This is a genomic window from Ponticoccus litoralis (genome assembly GCF_039769985.1).
GTDB lineage: Bacteria > Pseudomonadota > Alphaproteobacteria > Rhodobacterales > Rhodobacteraceae > Ponticoccus > Ponticoccus litoralis.
In genome coordinates this window covers 183,583-199,781 of the sequence record NZ_JBDNCH010000004.1, presented here as the reverse complement: position 1 = coordinate 199,781, position 16,199 = coordinate 183,583, and the positions used below count along the sequence as shown (strand labels likewise).

15 protein-coding genes and 5 pseudogenes are annotated in these 16,199 nt (G+C 65.0%); 14 read left to right on the top strand and 6 right to left on the bottom strand.

Features of this window, described 5'->3' with window-relative positions:
• Positions 1-119 precede the first annotated feature (119 nt).
• Positions 120-581, top strand: a complete 462-nt coding sequence (locus ABFB10_RS21605; protein ID WP_347168297.1) for an Lrp/AsnC family transcriptional regulator — start codon at positions 120-122, stop codon at positions 579-581.
• A 36-nt stretch (positions 582-617) separates the two neighbouring features.
• On the opposite strand, the gene ABFB10_RS21600 is transcribed toward ABFB10_RS21605, so the two are convergent.
• Positions 618-1,817, bottom strand: a complete 1,200-nt coding sequence (locus tag ABFB10_RS21600; protein ID WP_347168296.1) for an NAD(P)/FAD-dependent oxidoreductase — start codon at positions 1,815-1,817, stop codon at positions 618-620.
• Positions 1,818-2,069: 252 nt separating this feature from the next.
• Between ABFB10_RS21600 and ABFB10_RS21595 the strand changes: the two genes are divergently transcribed.
• The 12 genes and pseudogenes from ABFB10_RS21595 (at position 2,070) to ABFB10_RS21540 (ending at position 9,659) form a co-directional block, all read left to right on the top strand.
• On the top strand, positions 2,070-2,870 hold the full coding sequence (locus tag ABFB10_RS21595) for a creatininase family protein (RefSeq protein WP_347168295.1): 801 nt from the start codon (positions 2,070-2,072) through the stop codon (positions 2,868-2,870).
• 3 nt (positions 2,871-2,873) lie between these two features.
• Positions 2,874-3,681 (top strand): annotated as a pseudogene (locus ABFB10_RS24380) (ABC transporter ATP-binding protein).
• Complete coding sequence (locus tag ABFB10_RS21580) at positions 3,662-4,009, top strand: hypothetical protein (RefSeq protein WP_347168293.1); 348 nt, start codon at positions 3,662-3,664, stop codon at positions 4,007-4,009. Before ABFB10_RS24380 ends, ABFB10_RS21580 begins: the two are co-directional and overlap by 20 nt.
• Positions 3,976-4,524: an ABC transporter permease gene (locus tag ABFB10_RS21575; RefSeq protein ID WP_347168292.1), complete on the top strand. Its 549-nt coding sequence runs from the start codon at positions 3,976-3,978 to the stop codon at positions 4,522-4,524. The genes ABFB10_RS21580 and ABFB10_RS21575 overlap by 34 nt, the downstream gene beginning before the upstream one ends.
• Before the next feature lie 5 nt (positions 4,525-4,529).
• Positions 4,530-5,720: an amidohydrolase family protein gene (locus ABFB10_RS21570; RefSeq protein ID WP_347168291.1), complete on the top strand. Its 1,191-nt coding sequence runs from the start codon at positions 4,530-4,532 to the stop codon at positions 5,718-5,720.
• Complete coding sequence (locus ABFB10_RS21565) at positions 5,717-6,001, top strand: hypothetical protein (protein ID WP_347168290.1); 285 nt, start codon at positions 5,717-5,719, stop codon at positions 5,999-6,001. Before ABFB10_RS21570 ends, ABFB10_RS21565 begins: the two co-directional genes overlap by 4 nt.
• A 2-nt stretch (positions 6,002-6,003) precedes the next feature.
• Positions 6,004-7,080 carry an FAD-binding oxidoreductase gene (locus tag ABFB10_RS21560; protein WP_347168289.1) on the top strand — a complete coding sequence of 359 codons (1,077 nt, stop codon included), beginning with the start codon at positions 6,004-6,006 and terminating at the stop codon, positions 7,078-7,080.
• A 23-nt stretch (positions 7,081-7,103) separates the two neighbouring features.
• Positions 7,104-7,442, top strand: a pseudogene (locus ABFB10_RS24375) (ABC transporter substrate-binding protein); the annotation flags it as partial.
• A 163-nt stretch (positions 7,443-7,605) separates the two neighbouring features.
• A pseudogene (locus tag ABFB10_RS24370) lies at positions 7,606-7,749 on the top strand (hypothetical protein); the annotation flags it as partial.
• Between the two features lie 21 nt (positions 7,750-7,770).
• Complete coding sequence (locus tag ABFB10_RS21550) at positions 7,771-8,115, top strand: substrate-binding domain-containing protein (RefSeq protein ID WP_347168287.1); 345 nt, start codon at positions 7,771-7,773, stop codon at positions 8,113-8,115.
• Positions 8,116-8,640: 525 nt separating this feature from the next.
• Positions 8,641-9,270: a TetR family transcriptional regulator C-terminal domain-containing protein gene (locus tag ABFB10_RS21545; RefSeq protein WP_347168286.1), complete on the top strand. Its 630-nt coding sequence runs from the start codon at positions 8,641-8,643 to the stop codon at positions 9,268-9,270.
• Positions 9,267-9,659 carry a RidA family protein gene (locus ABFB10_RS21540; protein ID WP_347168285.1) on the top strand — a complete coding sequence of 131 codons (393 nt, stop codon included), beginning with the start codon at positions 9,267-9,269 and terminating at the stop codon, positions 9,657-9,659. Before ABFB10_RS21545 ends, ABFB10_RS21540 begins: the two co-directional genes overlap by 4 nt.
• 420 nt (positions 9,660-10,079) lie before the next feature.
• Here the strand turns inward: ABFB10_RS21540 and ABFB10_RS21535 are convergent, their stop codons facing one another.
• The 5 genes and pseudogenes from ABFB10_RS21535 to ABFB10_RS21520 all read right to left on the bottom strand — a co-directional run bounded on the left by ABFB10_RS21535 (position 10,080) and on the right by ABFB10_RS21520 (position 14,957).
• A complete protein-coding gene (locus ABFB10_RS21535; RefSeq protein ID WP_347168284.1) occupies positions 10,080-11,210 on the bottom strand; it encodes an ABC transporter permease in 1,131 nt (376 codons plus the stop codon).
• Positions 11,211-11,222: 12 nt separating this feature from the next.
• Positions 11,223-12,026 carry an ATP-binding cassette domain-containing protein gene (locus ABFB10_RS21530; RefSeq protein WP_347168283.1) on the bottom strand — a complete coding sequence of 268 codons (804 nt, stop codon included), beginning with the start codon at positions 12,024-12,026 and terminating at the stop codon, positions 11,223-11,225.
• Between the two features lie 259 nt (positions 12,027-12,285).
• Positions 12,286-12,477, bottom strand: a pseudogene (locus tag ABFB10_RS24365) (hypothetical protein); the annotation flags it as partial.
• Between the two features lie 82 nt (positions 12,478-12,559).
• Positions 12,560-13,717 (bottom strand): annotated as a pseudogene (locus ABFB10_RS24360) (substrate-binding domain-containing protein); the annotation flags it as partial.
• Between the two features lie 229 nt (positions 13,718-13,946).
• Positions 13,947-14,957, bottom strand: coding sequence for an ABC transporter permease (locus ABFB10_RS21520; RefSeq protein ID WP_347168281.1), 1,011 nt, complete (start codon positions 14,955-14,957; stop codon positions 13,947-13,949).
• 231 nt (positions 14,958-15,188) lie between these two features.
• Here ABFB10_RS21520 and ABFB10_RS21515 point away from each other — a divergent pair, with 231 nt between their 5' ends.
• Complete coding sequence (locus ABFB10_RS21515; protein ID WP_347168280.1) at positions 15,189-16,193, top strand: dihydroxyacetone kinase subunit DhaK; 1,005 nt, start codon at positions 15,189-15,191, stop codon at positions 16,191-16,193.
• The last annotated feature ends 6 nt before the right edge of the window (positions 16,194-16,199 follow it).

Below are 16,199 nucleotides of genomic sequence, written 5' to 3'. Positions count from 1 at the left end.
GACGCAGGATAGCCCGGTGTCGTTGGAGTCTTGCGCCAAAGTTGCTAAGAACCGCGCCAGAATTGGCATGAATCCCCAAGATCGTCCGATTTAAAAGCGAAACCAGCCAAGGAGCGGCGATGTTCGAGCCGGACGAGATCGACCTCAGGATTCTGCGCGAACTGCAACAGGATGCCCGGATTTCGCACCAGGTCCTGAGCGAACGGGTCGGGCTGTCGCCGTCGCCCTGTTCCCGGCGCATCCGCATTCTGGAAAGCAAGGGGATCATCACCGGCTACAGCGCCCATATCGATGCGCGCAAGCTGGGTTTCTCCATGAACATCTTCGTCTCGGTCAAGCTTGCGCATCAGGTCGACAGCGGGCTTGTGAATTTCGAGCGCGCGGTCAAACAGTGCCCCGAAGTGGTCGATTGCTGGCTGATGACCGGGAACCGCGACTACCTCTTGCGGGTTTCGGTGCGGGATCTCGACGAGTTCGAACAGTTCCTGACAGCGCGTTTGACCAAGATCGACGGCGTCTCGTCGATCGAGAGCTCGATTCCGATCCGCCAGGTCAAGGGCGGCATGTCGCGCTTGACCTGACAGGGGCATATCCGGCGGGACCGGACCGTCCGTTGTCTAAAGCAGGGCCTTGAGATCGGTATCGGGATCGGAAACCTGCGCCTGTTCCGGCGACCGCCCCGCTTCGATCAGGCGCTTGCCGATCATGTATCCACGCGGGTCGTTCATCGCGTCGACGGCCAGCAGCCTTTCTCCCTGGAAGTACCAGTTCGACTGGCCGCCGCGCGCGGCCTGACGGACGACAACCCGATCGTAGCCTGTGTTCAGCCCGGCGATCTGCAGTTTGACATCGAATTGATCGGACCAGAACCAGGGATTTGGCACGTAGTCGGCTTGTTGCCCCACGATGTTGGCGGCAACCGCTTCGGCCTGGTCGATGGCGTTCTGCACGCTTTCCAGCCGGATCATGCTGTCCCGGTAGGGGAGGCGCGTACAATCCCCCGCGGCCCAGATGTCGCGGTCTGCGGTCCGCCCGCATTTGTCCACGACAATGCCGCCATCGCAGGGCAACCCTGCGTCCCGGGCCAGTGCATCGTTGGGCTCGATGCCAATTCCGACAATGACGAAATCGACCTCCTGCGCCGTGCCGTCCGAGAAGTGGGCGGTGATCGCCGTGCCGCGTTCAAGTCTGTCCAGCCCGACCCCTTCCCGGATAACGACGCCCCGGGAGCGGTGCAGCGTCCGGAAGAAATCCGAGGTTTCGGGCGCCGCCACCCGTTGCAGGATCCGCGGTGCCATTTCGACCAAGGTCACCGACAGGTCCGAATTCGCGGCGACGGCGGCCGCCTCTAGCCCGATGTACCCGCCGCCAATCACCAGCACCCGGCGCCCGGCCTGAAACTCCGGCGCCATGCGATCCACATCCTGCAGGTTGCGCAGGTAGTAGACACCGGGCAGATCCCCGCCGATCGCCGACGGAAGCCGCCGCGGACGCGCGCCGGTGGTCAAGGCAAGCTGATCATAGGCCAGACCCTCGGTATCGAGCAGGAGGCGCTTGGCCTGCCTGTCGATTTTCCGCGCCGTTTGCCCGCGGATCAGCGTGATACCCTGATCGGTGTAGAAGCCCTCGGGTCTCAGGTAGAGCTGTTCCCGCGCCATTTCGTTCCGCAGGTACTTCTTGGACAGGGGCGGACGTTGATAGGGCAGGTCCGGTTCTTCGCAGACCAGGGTGATCTCGCTGTCAGGGTGCAGGCTTCGGGCCTTGGCCGCCAGCGCGAAACCCGCCTGACCGCCTCCGGCGATAACCAACTTCTGCATGTCTTCCTCCCGGGTGGTTTCCAGATTTATGGCGTTGCGCTTTGCGCGGCATCGCGTCGCATCCCGGAACAGGAGATCCGCAGTGATTCGCAGGTTTCGAGACCCATCTTTCTGAAAAGATGCTTGTCTTACAGCGCGTTATAAGTTTTACCAAATAGTTTGACCATTTGCTATGTTTTTTTCTACGCTCACGGAAAGGGAGGACAAAATGATCAAGAACAAACTGGCGCCGGTCAGAAAGAGACCTGCGCGATGAAGCGGTACTGGGCGGATTATTCCAGGCGTGCTTTCGCGGAGCTGGACCACGAACGCATCATCGCGGTTCAGCCAATCGGGGCGATCGAGCAGCACGGGCCGCATCTGCCCATGTCCGTGGATGCTTGCACCGTCGACAACCTTGCACGCAGACTGGCCCGGGCATTGCCAGAGGACAGCCCGGTGCTGATCCTTCCGACGCAGGCCGTCTGCAAGAGCGATGAACACATCGACTTTCCCGGCACGCTGACCCTGACAGGCGAGACCTTCGGGCGCGTCCTGACCGAGATCGGCGCCAGCGTGGCGCGCGCGGGTGTGCGCAAGATGGTCTTTCTCAACGGTCACGGCGGCAATATCCCCGCCATGGACCAGGCCGCACGCGCATTGCGCGTCTCGCAGGGAATGATGACCTTTTCCTGCACCTGGGTCGGTTTCGGGATGCCAGAGGGGATCTTTTCCGCCGCAGAGCGCGCCCACGGGATCCACGCGGGCGACATGGAAACATCGGTCATGTTGGCGCTGGACCCGGACAACGTGGACATGGAGCTTGCCCGCGATTTCCGCTCCAGAGGTCAGGATCTGGCCGAAAAGACGGCCCATATCGGTCTCGGGCGCGCGGTCAGACCGGGTTGGAAAACACAGGATCTGAACACGGCAGGGGCCTGCGGCGAGGCCCATCTCGCCACGGCGGAAAAGGGTGAGGCCACGCTTGACCACGCGGTGGCCGGTCTGGTCGCAGCAATGGCCGAGATCGACAGCATGCCGTTGTCCTGGCTGGACCGCAAACCGGAGACGTGAACGATGAATGACCTATCCAACCCACCGGAAACGCCGTACCTGATCGATATCCGCGACGTGGACAAGACCTTTGGCAACGGCACCGTTGCCGTGCGGGACATGTCTCTGGGTATCAAGCAGGGCGAATTCGTCAGCTTTCTGGGCCCGTCGGGCTGCGGCAAGAGCACGGCGCTCAAGATGATCGCGGGGCTGCTGTCCGTGTCAGGCGGAAACATCACCGTCAACGGGCATCCGGTACGGCCAAAGCAGCGACGCCAACGACATCGGCTTCGTCTTTCAGGAAGCGACCCTGATGCCCTGGGCGAATGTCTACGACAATGTCTACCTGCCGCTGAAGCTGCACGGGCTCAGCAGGGCCGAAGCGCGCGAGCGGGTCGAAGAAGCGCTGTCCATGGTCGGCCTGGCCAATTTCGCCAAATCCTATCCGCGGGAACTGTCGGGCGGGATGCGGATGCGCGTGTCGATTGCGCGGGCCATGGTGACACGGCTGAAGCTGCTGTTGATGGACGAACCCTTTGCCGCGCTCGACGAGATGACCCGCGCGAAGCTGAACGACGAAGTTCTGGCGCTGTGGGAAAAGCACGGGCTGACGGTGATCTTCGTGACGCATTCGGTCTTCGAATCCGTCTACCTGTCCAGCCGCGTTGTCGTGATGGCGGCCCGTCCCGGGCGTGTGGTCCACGATATCCCATTGTCCGGCGAGTACCCGAGAAACGCAGAGTACCGCATGACCTCCGTATACACAGAGACCTGCAAGCGGGTCAGCAACGCCTTGGAAGGGACCATGACCAATGTCGATCTCAACCATTGATCCCGAGGCCGGCACCAAGCCGGCCCGCCCCGCCGTCGATCCGCGGATCCTGCGGGAAAGGCGTGAAGCTCGCCTGCGGATCCTTCTGCCGATCCTCGCGCTGACACTGGCCATCGGCCTGTGGGAATTCCTGGTCTGGTACAACGAAGTGCCGCACTACCTGATCCCCGCGCCGAGCTTGATCGCCGAGACCCTGATCACCGACTGGGGCTCTTTGATGCAAAGCGCGGCCTTCACGGTAAAGCTCACGCTTCTGTCGCTGGCCCTGGCCATCATTGGGGGGTCAGCCTGGGCATGCTCTTTGCCCTGTCCCGCCCGGTCGAGATGAGCCTGTTTCCCTTCGCGGTCATTCTGCAGGTGACACCCGTTGTCGCGATCGCGCCGCTGATCCTGATCTATGTCAGCAACACTTTCGCCGCCCTGCTGATCTGCGCCTGGATCGTCGCCTTTTTTCCGATCCTCTCGAACACCGCCATCGGTCTGCGCAGTGCCGACCACAACCTGCGTGACCTGTTCCGTCTGTACCAGGCCACCCCCTGGCAGCGGTTGCGGCACCTGCTGATCCCCTCGGCGCTGCCCTATTTCATGGCGGCGCTGAAGATCGCCGGTGGCCTGTCCCTGATCGGCGCCGTGGTGGCGGAATTCGTCGCGGGCACCGCCGGTCAGAACACCGGGCTCGCCTCGCGCATCCTCGAATCCAGTTTCCGCAACGAGATTCCGCGGATGTTCGCGGCGCTCTTCCTGGTGTCGCTTCTGGGCGTCATCATCTTCCTAATCACCTCCTGGCTGTCCCGCGCCGTGCTTGGCCACTGGCACGAGAGCGAGATCAAGCGCGAAGGTTGATGGCAATGAATGCTCCTGAAATCCGGGGCGGAACCCTGACCGGCCTTTCGCTGGCCGGCAGGGACGGGACCTGGGACCTGACCCACCAGGATGGCCGCATCGTCGCGCTGCGGCCATCCCCGACAACCGGCGGCGGTTTCGTGATGCCGCGACTGGCGGATGTTCACGTCCACCTTGACAAGACCTTTACCGCCGATCGCATGCCGCACCGAGCCCTGTCCCTGTTCGCCGCCATCGAGATGATGGCCGCAGATGCGGCCACCTGGACGGTGGATGACCTGACAAGACGCGCCGAAGCCGGGCTGGCACGGGCCCATGCCCATGGCACGGCGCTCATGCGCAGCCATGTGGACTGGCACGGCAAGGAGCCGCCCCCGGCCTGGCGCGTCCTGTCGGACCTGGCAGGGCAATGGCAGGGGCGGGTCGACCTGCAGCTGGCGTCTCTCACGCCGCTGGACGATCTGGTCGAGAACGGCACATCCGTGGCGCCGACCGTGCGGGACGAGGGCGGCGTTCTGGGCGCCTTTGTCTATCGCAACGAGGATCTTGGCGAGAAGATCGGCGCGGTTTTCGACTTGGCCGAGAAATACGGGCTGGACCTCGATTTCCACGTCGATGAAGGGGTGGAGCCAGAGGCCCGCGGCATTGATGCCATCATCGCGGAAACCGCGCGGCGCAGCATGGCGGGGCATGTCCTGTGCGGTCACGGCTGCGCGCTGTCCGTGCGCGACCCCGAGGAGGTGCGCCGCGTCCTGGACAGGGGGGCCGAGGCCGGCATCGGCCTGACCGTTCTGCCCGGGGCCAACAGCTATCTTCAGGATGGCGGCCCCGGCCGGACGCCGCGCCTGCGCGGGTTGGCGCCCCTGCACGAGGCCGGGACAGCCGGTATCCCGGTGATGATCGGTTCGGACAACGTGCGCGACGGCTTCTACCCCTATGGCGACTATGACCTCTGGGATGTCTACCGGCTTGCGGTCCTGAACGGGCACCTGCCGCATCACGACTGGCTGGACGCGATCAGCGCGGCCCCCGCCCGCTGGATGGGGCGGGATCTGGGCCTGCGCGAAGGCGCGCCGGCCTCCTTCATACGGTTCGATGCAAGCGGACCGGGAGACGCGTTGAGCCGGACGCGTGCCGGGCGCGAGGTTTGGCAAAACGGCAGGCGGCTTCCGGAATTTCAAGGAGATGAAACATGAACACGACCTGGGATCAGGCGGCCTTCGCCGCGGATCTGAACGGCATTCGCGCCTATGACGACGAGAAGTACCTTGCGGCGCGGTCGCATGACTATTTCTGGTACAGCCCCATCCTGAACGAAGAGCTCAAGGATCTGCGGGGCGAATTCCTGGTGATGCCGCAGACCCTGGATGAGGTGAAGCATGTGGCCTCTCTGGTGGCGCGCCACCGGGTGCCGCTGACCCTGCGGGGGGCGGAACCGGGAACTACGGCCAGTGCGTGCCGCTGCAAGGTGGCGTGATCATGGACCTGACACGCCTCGACAAGGTGATCGAAATCAAGCCGGGCCATGTCACCGTGCAGGCCGGGGCCCGCATTTCGCGGCTGGACGATGCGGTGCGTGAAACCGGGCAAGAGCTGCTGATGTACCCCTCGACCCGTCAAATGGCGACGATCGGCGGCTTTCTTGCCGGTGGATCCGGCGGCATCGGATCCTTGCGGCACGGCATGTTGCGCGACCCCGGCAACGTCACTTACGTCAAGGTCGTCACGGTCGAACCCGAACCCCAGGTCATCGAACTGCACGGCGACGAGATCCAGAAAGTGCAACACGCCTATGGCACCAACGGCATCGTCGTCGAAATCGGGCTGGCCCTGACGCAGGCGACTGACTGGGTCCATACCGCCGCCCTCTTTGACGGGTACGACAAGGCCCTTGAATTTGCCACGAAGGCTCAGAGCGACGGGTTCGATTGCTACCTGCTGACCGCCGTCGAGCGTCGGTTTGCGCCCTACTACAAGAAATTCGGGGATCTCTTTCCCGATGACCGCGACGCTATCTTTGCCATGGTTGCGCCCGGGGAAATGGAGCGGTTCCAGACCGAGGCAGAGCGCATGGGCGGGCGCATTTCCTTTGCCATGACCAAGCCCGAGATCGGCAAGGCCGGGCTGCAACCGGCCTATGAATGCGGCTGGAACCACACCACCCTGCAGGCGCTCAAGGTCGACAAGGGCTGGACCTACCTGCAGGTCGCCTATCCGCGCCCCTTCGATCCGAAGCTGGTGATGCGACAGATGGCGCGCTACGGCGACGAGCTGTTCTGGCACCACGAGCTGGCGCGCATGGACGGCGAGATCCAGATCTTTGCCCTGCCTCTGGTCCGTTATCGCGGCAAGGAAGAGACCTATGAGCTGATCCGGGAACTAGAGGAGGTCGACGGCTGCACGATCTTCGACCCGCATGTCGTGACCATCGAGGACGGCGGCATGAAAGAGATCGACGACACGCAGATCGCCTTCAAGAAACTGGCCGATCCCTACGGCCTGATGAACCCGGGCAAGACACGCGGCTGGAGCGCCGACATGGCGCGCGCCGACTGACAGGACCAACAAGGAGGAAGACCATGAAAACGGTAAAAACGGCTCTTGGGGCCCTATGCGGTCTCCTGGCGGTAGGGGCCGCCTGGGCGGACGACAAGGTGGTGTTCGGCACCAACTGGCTGGCACAAGGTGGGCACGGTGGCTTCTACCAGGCCCTGGCCGACGGCACCTATGAGAAATACGGGCTCGACGTCGAGATCCGCCCGGGCGGCCCGCAGGTCAACAACCGCCCGATGCTGTCCGCCGGTCGGCTGGACTTCCTGATGGCGGGCAACCTGCTGCTGTCGTTCGACAACGTGCGCAACGGCATTCCGACAACCGTTGTCGCGGCCTTCTTCCAGAACGACCCGCAGGCACTGATGACCCATGCCGGGCAATACAAGGATTTCGCCGCGCTTGCCTCTGCGCCGACGGTTCTGGTTTCCAAGGACGGCCAGTTCAGTTTCTGGCAGTGGCTGGTTGACGAGCATGGTTTCCGGGACGAGCAACTGCGCCCCTATGGCTTCAACCTCGCTCAGTTCCTGAATGACGAGACCATGGTGCAGCAGGCCTACGGGACGGCACGAGCCGATCTATGCCGCCGATCAGGGCGCCGATGTCGACACCTTCCTTCTGGCAGAGCACGGCTGGAGCACCTATGCGGCAACCATCGAGACCCGCCAGCAGCTGATCGAGGAGAACCCCGACCTCGTGCAGCGTTTCCTCGATGCCTCGATCGAGGGCTGGTACAATTTCCTCTACGGCGATCGCAGCGCTGCTTATGACGCAATCATCGCGGCCAACCCGGAAATGACCGTCGAAAAGCTGGACAAGGAACTGGCCCAGTTCGACCAGCTGGGCATTATCGATGTCGACCAGGCCCTGAGCCTCGGGATCGGTGCGCTGGACGATGAACGGATCCGGGCCTTTCATGATCTCGCCGTCGAGGCGAAGATCATCGAGGCCGGTGTCGTCGACCTGTCCAAGGTGGCCGATACGCGCTTCGTCAACAAGGGTCACGGGCTCGACATCAAGTCCGCCCTGACCGGAAACTGACCGGCCCCGAGGAGCGCGGCCCATGCGGACACCAGTTGCCTTTACCCGCCCGCGCGCGGAAAGCTCTGGCGCCGCGCTTCTCGGCACGGCCTGCCACGCGCGGGGCGGCGATGGGTGCGACCCTCGTGTGGGTGACCCGTACCGCAGAGGGATCGAACCGGCGCTTGCGCCGAACCACCCGGCAAGGACCTCCGAGCCGCCGGCGCGCCCCGGGGGCTGCCCGGAGCGGCCTGTCGCATATCGCCGCCAAAGCGAAAGCGGCCACGCGGGCGTTTGCGGAACATCCGTCGGTTCACGGTCGGCGCCCCCCGGGTTCCGCCTCGGCCTTGGCCGCGCCTCATGCGCGTTCCGAACAGATCGGCGAGGCTGCCCGGGATCCGAATGTTGCTCGATTGCAGGGACGAGGTAACCTGCTTTCCATATGGGAACATGCGCCACAGCTCCAAATCTGACCGGAAGGCTTGTCCGGGTCAGGTCGAACGAAAACCCGCGCGCATCCGAGGCGCGTAAACCGAGGCAAAGCAAATGAACCCCGCACGAAAAAAACGCAGGCTGATACGCGATGCCATTCGCGACGCGGCCCTTCGGGAATTTGCGCGCAACGGTCTGGCCGGCACGTCCACCCAGGCAATCGCCGATGCCGCAGGCATATCCAAGGCGCAACTGCATTACTATATTTCCAGCAAGGAAGACCTTTACCAGGAAGCCCTGGGATACATTCTTTCCGAATGGCGCGAGATCTTCTTTCTTTCCTCCAGCCGCGACGATCCTGAAACGGCGATCCGCACCTATATCGAACGCAAGATCAGGCATGGGCTGGAACACCCCGACAGTCTGCGGCTCTTTGCCAAGGAAATGGCGCGCGGTGCCCCGGAAATGGGCGAGCACTGGCCCGGCCTGCAGGCCGCCGTCGACGAGGCATCGGCGGTTATTCAGGTCTGGATAGACGACGGAAAGATCGCCGCTGTCGACCCCTTGCTGTTCCAGATCAATATGTGGGCGGTGACGCAGCATTACGCCGAATACGAGGCGCAGACACGCACGCTGATGAAGGCTGGGCCGAATGGCCCGCTCGACGCCGATCGCATTGTCGATGAAGCCATCCAATTGTTCCTGACCCGCTGTGGTCTTGCCCAACCCGGAGAAAAAGAATGAAAGCACTTATCCCAGCAAGCCTGCCACGGCCTTTCGGAGCCTATTCGCACGGGGCCGCCGAGGCGGGTTTGATCGTGACCTCCGGGCAATTGGCGCTGGCCAAGGACGGCAGCATTCCGACGGATGTGCGCGCACAGGCAGAGCTTTGTTTCGACTATATCGATGCGATCCTCGCCGAAGCCGGCGGCGACGTATCCAATGTTTTGCGGTTCTCGGCATTTGTGACACGGCGCGAGGATATGGCGGCCTACATGGAGGCACGCGATGCCCGGGTCGCGCATCTGACCGCCAAGCCGGCCTCGACACTGGTGATCGTCAGCGGCTTCACCCGGCCCGAGTTCCTGGTCGAGGTCGAAGCTCTGGCGTATCTTCCGGGCAAGTCGGGCTGAAGAGGCCCGGACAGGCAAGAGCCGACCTTCGCCGGTCCCGGTGGTCCGCGCCGGGTTGCTTCTGCCATCACCGGCCTGACCCTGTTGGCCGTCGCAGGCAACGACGCCATCCAAGGCATCAAGACGGATGAGACGAAACCAAGGCCTGACCGGCCCGCCAGCCCCGGGCTTCCGGGGATTGGCCGGGTCGTCAGTCCGCCTGCTGCTGTCGATCGCAGCCTTGTCCGGCGGGAACAGCCGCCGGGCAGGGTGCCGCTCAGGCCTTGTGCGGGAATGGCGACAGCTGGCCCTTTACCGCGACCCGGGTCAGCTCGCGGCGCCATGTCCGTTCTCCTCGAAATCCGGGGGATAGAGGATTGGTCGCAAACGGGATCAAAACGTGCCCGCGTGCAAAAGTTAAATCCCATAATGAACGTTATGTTAAGTATGTAGGGACTCCGGCGGGATCGAAGGTGACGAAGACCGGCCGCCGGTGCGGCCCCCGGGTCCGTCCGTGACGGTCAGGTGGCGCGCACCCTGTCGAGACGGGCGAAGAACAGCCCCGCCACAAGGATGAAGCCCCCAAGGATCGCGGTCTGCCAGCTGCTGGGGATCCCGACGAGGATCAGCACGTTGCTGACCAGTGTGATCAGCAGCACGCCCAGCAAGGTGCCCTGCACGCTGCCCGAGCCGCCGGTGATGCGGGCACCGCCCAGCACAACGGCGGCGATCACCGGCAGCTCGCTTCCGGCAAGGTCGAAGGGGTTGGCCAGCCGGTTCGCGGTGACGTGGATCACGCCCGCCAGACCCGCCAGAAGCCCCGCGAAGGCAAAGGCGAAGACGCGCACCCGGCCAACCCTGTAGCCCAGCCGCGCGGCGATGTCCGGTTTGCCGCCCACGGCAAAGATCGCCCGTACCGATCATGGTGAAGTTCAGCATCCACCAGGTGACCAGCGCCGCCACCACCAGAACGAGGAAATAGGCCGGAAGCTCGACCGCCAGCCCGCGCTCGGTGGTGACCGAGATCAGCGTCAGCCGTCCGAACCCGTCCATCGCGGCGGGAATGTTCATGAAGAGCGCCGTGCCGACAAAGGTCAGCAGGAAGCCGCGAAAGGCGTATTGCGTGCCGATGGTGACGATCAGCGCCGGCGCCTTCAGCGCGTTGACCAGCAGCCCGTTGATCGCCCCCAGCCCCGCGCCTGCCAGCGCCGCCAGCGCCAGAATGGGCGCCATGCCGAGATCCGGCGCGACATTCACCACGAACAGCGTCAGCGTGTACATCACCAGCGCCGCGACGGCGGTGAAGGACACGTCCAGCCCGCCCGAGGCCAGAACCACCAGCACCCCCAGCGCGAACAGCCCCCGCACCACCGAGGCGCGCAGGATGTCGAACAGATTGGCCAGCTGCCAGAAGTCGGTGTTGATCGCCCCTACCACAAGGCAGGTCAGCACGATCAGCGCCAGCGGAAACACCGTCGGGTGCTGCGCGGACCAGGTCCAGAAGCGGCGGCCAGCGGAAAGCGGGGCGGCGGATTGTGTCACGTCGGGGGACTCGGTGCGTGTCATGGTCATGGTCTGCTGTCCTTACGCCGCATCCAGCGCCTGCGCGCCCGCGATGGCCGTGTAAAGCCTGTCTTCGTCGATGTCTTCGGCCTCGAAGGTGTCGTGGATGCGCCCGTTCCGCATCACCGCGATGCGGTCGCAGTTCTGCAAGAGCTCCGGCAGGTCGTCCGAGACGATGACAATGCCCATGCCCGCCTCGGCCTGGGCCTGAATGATGCGGAAGATGGTGTCCTTGGAGCCCACATCGACCCCCACGGTCGGCCCGTGCAGGATCAGCAGGCGCGGCTCGGTCGCCAGCCAGCGCCCGATCAGGACCCGCTGCTGGTTGCCGCCCGACAGCGACGAGACCGGCGCGTCCACGTCGCTGGCGACGATCCTGAGATCCTGCAGCACCTGCTGCGCCCGCGCCCGGGCGCGGCGCCGGTCCACAAGGCCAAAAGCGCCCCTGAGCCTGTCCAGGATCGACATGGTGATGTTCTCGGAAATCGGCTTTTCGAGGAACAGCCCCTCTGTCAGCCGGTCCTCGGGCACATAGGCGACCCCTGCCGCAATGGCGTGGTGCGGGGCCGACAGGTCCATCGGCGCGCCCTCCAGCATGGCCGTGCCGGTGTCGGGTCGCGCCAGCCCGGCCAGCGACAGGGCCAGTTCGTTGCGCCCCGAATCCGCCAGCCCGGTCAGGCCGAGGATCTCACCCGGCGCGACGCTCAGCGACAGGTCGCTGTAGTGCCCGGCAAGGCTCAGCCCGTCGACCTGCAGGAGCGGTGGCGCCCCCTGCGGCAGCGCGGCGGCGCGATAACGCCCCTGTTCCAGCTCGCGGCCCGTCATCCAGCGACCGATCTCGGCGTTGCTGGCCTCGGCCCACGTCGACGGTCTGCACCAGTTCGCCATCGCGCATCACCAGCCCCGTGCCACCTATCTCGCGCGCCTCGTCCAGCTTGTGGGTGACGAAAAGCACCGCGGCGCCATTCTGCTGCAGGCGGCGCACGGTGCGGATCAGCGTGTCGACTTCGCGCCGGGTCAGAGAGGTGGTCGGCTCGTCCATGATGACCAGCCCCGCCTCGCCCGCAACGGCGCGGGCGATCGCCACGCGCTGGCGCAGCGCGATAGGCAGCGTGTCGATGGGCCGGTTCAGGAAGGCGCGGTCGGTGGGCAGGCCGACGGTCTCCAGCGCGCGCCGCGCAGTCTGGGTGACGCGGCCCCGGTCGAGCCTGCGGAACAGCCCGCCATGCCCTTCGACCAGCTGCTCGGACAGTCCGATGTTCTCGGTCACCGTCAGGTTCGGCAGCAGCGACAGATCCTGATAGACCGTCTCGATCCCCGCATCCAGCGCCTCGGATCGGGTCCAGCCCGGTCATGTCGCGCCCCTCGACGATGACCTGCCCCGAGGTGGCGGGCTGCGCCCCCGAGATGATCTTGATCAGCGTGGACTTGCCGCAGCCGTTCTCGCCCAGCAGGTGGTAGAACTTGCCGCGCTCGATGCTCAGGCTGACCCCCTTCAGCGCGTGCACGCCGTCATAGCGTTTATGCAGCGCGCGGGTTTCCAGAAAGGGATCGGGCATGGCTGTGCTCCTGTCGGGGCGGTTGCGCGGGCGCAGGGCCGCAAAGGACAGGGACGCGCCGCGCCCCTGCCCCGGTTCTGGCGGTCGGATCAGAACGGGAAGTCGGACCAGTTGTCCGCCGTCACGTCGACCCAGTGCCTGGCCGCGGACGATCTTGCCCTCACCCGGCCCGTCGCTGACGGTCACATTGGTGTATCCCGGCACGCCAAGGTCGTCGCCGGTGGCGATTTCTTCGCCGTTCAGCACCTTGTGGGCGAGGATGTTCATGACATAGCCCGCATCCTTCGGATCCCAGAAGGCGATGCCGTCCACCGCGCCGCTTTCCAGATAGGCCGAGCTGTCCTTGGGCAGGCCAAGGCCGTAGACGCAGGTTTCCTCCTCGAGCCCGGCTTCCTCGACCGCGCGGCCAATACCGATCACGTCGATGGCCGAGCCGCCCTGAAAGCCCTTGATGTCGGGATGGCTGCGCAGGATTTCCTTGGCCAGCTCATAGGCGCGGTTGGCGTCGTTGAAGCTTTCGTTCTTGGGCGAGACAAGCTCCATCTCGGGGAATTGCGCCATGTAGTCCGCGCCGCCGTCGGCCCATTGCACATGGGTCAGAGAGCCGAGCGAGCCGACGAAAGAGGTCCACTTGCCCGACTGGCCCATGCACTCGGCGATGTCTTCGGCGAAATGCGCGCCGAATTCGGCGTTGTCGAAGGCTTCGAGGTCAAGCTGGGTGTTCATCATGTTGTCGGCCTCGTGGGTGATCACGGTGATCCCCCGCTGCTGCGCCCGGCGCAGCACGCCTTCCAGCGTCGAGGGATCCATCGGCACGATGGCCAGCGCGTCGACGCCCTGCGCGATGAGATCCTGCACGATGGCCGCCTGCTGCGCCGCATCGGCGCGGCCCGGTCCGACCTGACGGGCCGCGATGCCGTCGATCTCTGCGTCGTAGGCCTTCACGCCCTCTTCCATGCGGGTGAACCAGTTCTCGCCCGTGACCTTGACCACGGTGACGATTTCCTTGTCCTGCGCCTGAGCGGCGCCCGCAAGGCCCAGCATCGCCATGGATGCGGCCAGCGCGGTCAGGGTGGGCTTGTTGAAATGCATTGTCTTTCTCCTCCGGTCATCCCGTTTGCCCCAAGGCGTTGCCGGTGCCGTGCGTCGGGGCCGCGCACGCCGGAATCCGGTTCAGTGACCCTTGTCAGGCGGCTGCGGCGGGGTGTCGGCGTCTCAGGGCGCCGGTGTAGCGCGCCCAGTCGAGCCGCGCGTTGGCAAGGAAGGCCAGCAGCAGCAGCCCCAGTGCGCAGTCGCGGAAGAAGTTCGAGATCTGCATGAAGTTGAACAGGCTCGACAGGATCTGCAGCGCGATGGCCGAGAGCAGGACGCAGACCACCCGCCCGTAGCCGCCCTCGGGGCGCACCCCCGCCATGACGGCGATCAGGATGGCGACCAGCACGTAAGAGCTGCCATAGTCCCATTTGATCGAGGAGGTGCGCGCCGCGATGACGATCCCCGCGACCGAGGCCAGCACCCCGGCCAGAAGATAGGTGCGAAACAGCATCGAAGGCACCCGCACCCCGGCGAAACGCGCCGCCTTGGGGTTCGACCCCATCAGGAACAGGTGGATGCCGAAGCGCGAGAACCGCAGCAGCGCCGCCAGCGCCAGCGCGATGACGATCAGGATAGCGAAGGTCCGGGGCACACCCATGTAGGGCATGTTGCCGAAGTCGTCGATCACCGGCACATAGCCCAGTTGCAGCGCCGAGCCGCCGGTCAGCCCAACCGCGACCCCGGTGAACAGAAGCTGCGTGCCCAGCGTGGCGATGATCGGCGTCATGCCCGCGAACCCGATGAGCGCGCCGTTCAGCGCACCGCCCGCCACGCCGGTCAGCAGCGCGACCTCCGCGAACATCGCGAAGAAAGCCACCGGCGCGGCGCTTGCGTCGAAGGCGGCGGAGGTCGCCAGGTAGGCGACCACGCCCGACAGGTTCGCCAGGGCGATGCCCGACAGGTCGATGCCGCCATTGCCCGAGACCATCGCCAGCATCACGCCAAGCGCGAGCAGCGCCAGTTCCGGGACCTGCGTGCCCATGGACTGGAAATTGTAGAGGGACATGAACCGCTCGCCCACCAGCGCCATCGCCGCGACCACGATGGCGGCGTTGATCCCGACAAGGAACACGAGCTGCGGGTCCAGCCGTCTGGATTTCATGACATTCCTCCCACTGAGGCCGGGGCTTTCAGGGCCGCCGGGCCTCCTGACCCCGAAAGAAGCGCGCATCGCTACTTTTGTCAACGGCAATCTTTGTTTTGTAAAATTCGCTGCGGGATTTCGGTTGACAGCCGCCACATGTCTCGGAAATGAAAGGAAGACGGTGGCGGCCCCTTTGCATGGGCTCTCGCCGGAACCGCGCCCATCCGGGGCGCGACAGGAGGAGCCTTCATGCAAAGACTGTTCAACGACCCTGACGATATCGTGGATGAAACCGTCTCCGGCTTTGTCCGGGCGCATGCCGATCTGGTCAGCCTGTCGTCCGCGAATCCCCGCGTCGTTCTGGCGCGCGGCTGTGGCGAAACCGACCGCGTCGGTGTGGTGACCGGCGGCGGCTCGGGGCACGAACCGGCTTTCGTGGGCTACGCCGGACCCGGCATGGTGGACGCGGTCGCCGTGGGCGAGTTGTTCTCGTCCCCCACCGCCAAGGCCTTTCTCGAGGCGATGCGCGCCGCCGATGGCGGCGCGGGCGTGGCGGTGCTTTATGGCAATTACGCCGGCGACAACATGAACGTGAAGATGGCCGCCCGCATGGCCGCCAAGGAGGGCATCGCGGTGCGCACCGTCGTCGCCAACGACGACGTCTGCTCTGCCCCCGCCGAGGAGCGCGCCAAGCGGCGTGGCGTCGCGGGCGAGATCCTGATGTGGAAGGTCGGCGGCGCCAAGGCCGCCACCGGCGCCAGCCTGGCCGAGGTGCAGGCCACCGCGCAGAAGGCCATCGACGCGACGCGGTCGGTCGGGGTCGGTCTGGCGCCCTGCACCCTGCCCGCCAATGGCAAACCCAATTTCGACATCCCCGCCGGCAAGATGGAGGTCGGCATCGGCCACCATGGCGAGCCGGGCACCGAGGTCGCGGATCTTGAATCCGCCGACGCGGTGGCCGACCGGATGCTGCAGATCGTGCTGGACGACCACGATCTGGCCAGCGGCGACCGCGTCTGCGTGCTGCTTTCGGGCCTGGGCGCCACCCCGATCAACGAGCTTTACGTGGTCTACGACCGCATCGCCGTGGGGCTGGAGGACAAGGGTATCTCGATCCACCGGCCCTTCGTGGGCAACTATTTTACCTCGCTGGACATGATGGGCGTGACCCTGACCGTGATGAAGCTGGACGACGAACTGGCGGCGCTGATTGACGCGCCCGCCACCGCCCCCGGCATGACTGTGCAGGGCTGAGGAGGA

Coding starts and splice junctions, on each gene's coding strand:
- ABFB10_RS21605 (WP_347168297.1), top strand. CDS start 120: ATGTTCGAGCCGGACGAGATCGACCTCAGGATTCTGCGCGAACTGCAA.
- ABFB10_RS21570 (WP_347168291.1), top strand. CDS start 4,530: ATGAATGCTCCTGAAATCCGGGGCGGAACCCTGACCGGCCTTTCGCTG.
- ABFB10_RS21580 (WP_347168293.1), top strand. CDS start 3,662: ATGTCGATCTCAACCATTGATCCCGAGGCCGGCACCAAGCCGGCCCGC.
- ABFB10_RS21520 (WP_347168281.1), bottom strand. CDS start 14,957: ATGAAATCCAGACGGCTGGACCCGCAGCTCGTGTTCCTTGTCGGGATC.
- ABFB10_RS21545 (WP_347168286.1), top strand. CDS start 8,641: ATGAACCCCGCACGAAAAAAACGCAGGCTGATACGCGATGCCATTCGC.
- ABFB10_RS21595 (WP_347168295.1), top strand. CDS start 2,070: ATGAAGCGGTACTGGGCGGATTATTCCAGGCGTGCTTTCGCGGAGCTG.
- ABFB10_RS21575 (WP_347168292.1), top strand. CDS start 3,976: ATGCTCTTTGCCCTGTCCCGCCCGGTCGAGATGAGCCTGTTTCCCTTC.
- ABFB10_RS21565 (WP_347168290.1), top strand. CDS start 5,717: ATGAACACGACCTGGGATCAGGCGGCCTTCGCCGCGGATCTGAACGGC.
- ABFB10_RS21535 (WP_347168284.1), bottom strand. CDS start 11,210: ATGACCATGACACGCACCGAGTCCCCCGACGTGACACAATCCGCCGCC.
- ABFB10_RS21540 (WP_347168285.1), top strand. CDS start 9,267: ATGAAAGCACTTATCCCAGCAAGCCTGCCACGGCCTTTCGGAGCCTAT.
- ABFB10_RS21515 (WP_347168280.1), top strand. CDS start 15,189: ATGCAAAGACTGTTCAACGACCCTGACGATATCGTGGATGAAACCGTC.
- ABFB10_RS21560 (WP_347168289.1), top strand. CDS start 6,004: ATGGACCTGACACGCCTCGACAAGGTGATCGAAATCAAGCCGGGCCAT.
- ABFB10_RS21600 (WP_347168296.1), bottom strand. CDS start 1,817: ATGCAGAAGTTGGTTATCGCCGGAGGCGGTCAGGCGGGTTTCGCGCTG.
- ABFB10_RS21530 (WP_347168283.1), bottom strand. CDS start 12,026: ATGACGGGCCGCGAGCTGGAACAGGGGCGTTATCGCGCCGCCGCGCTG.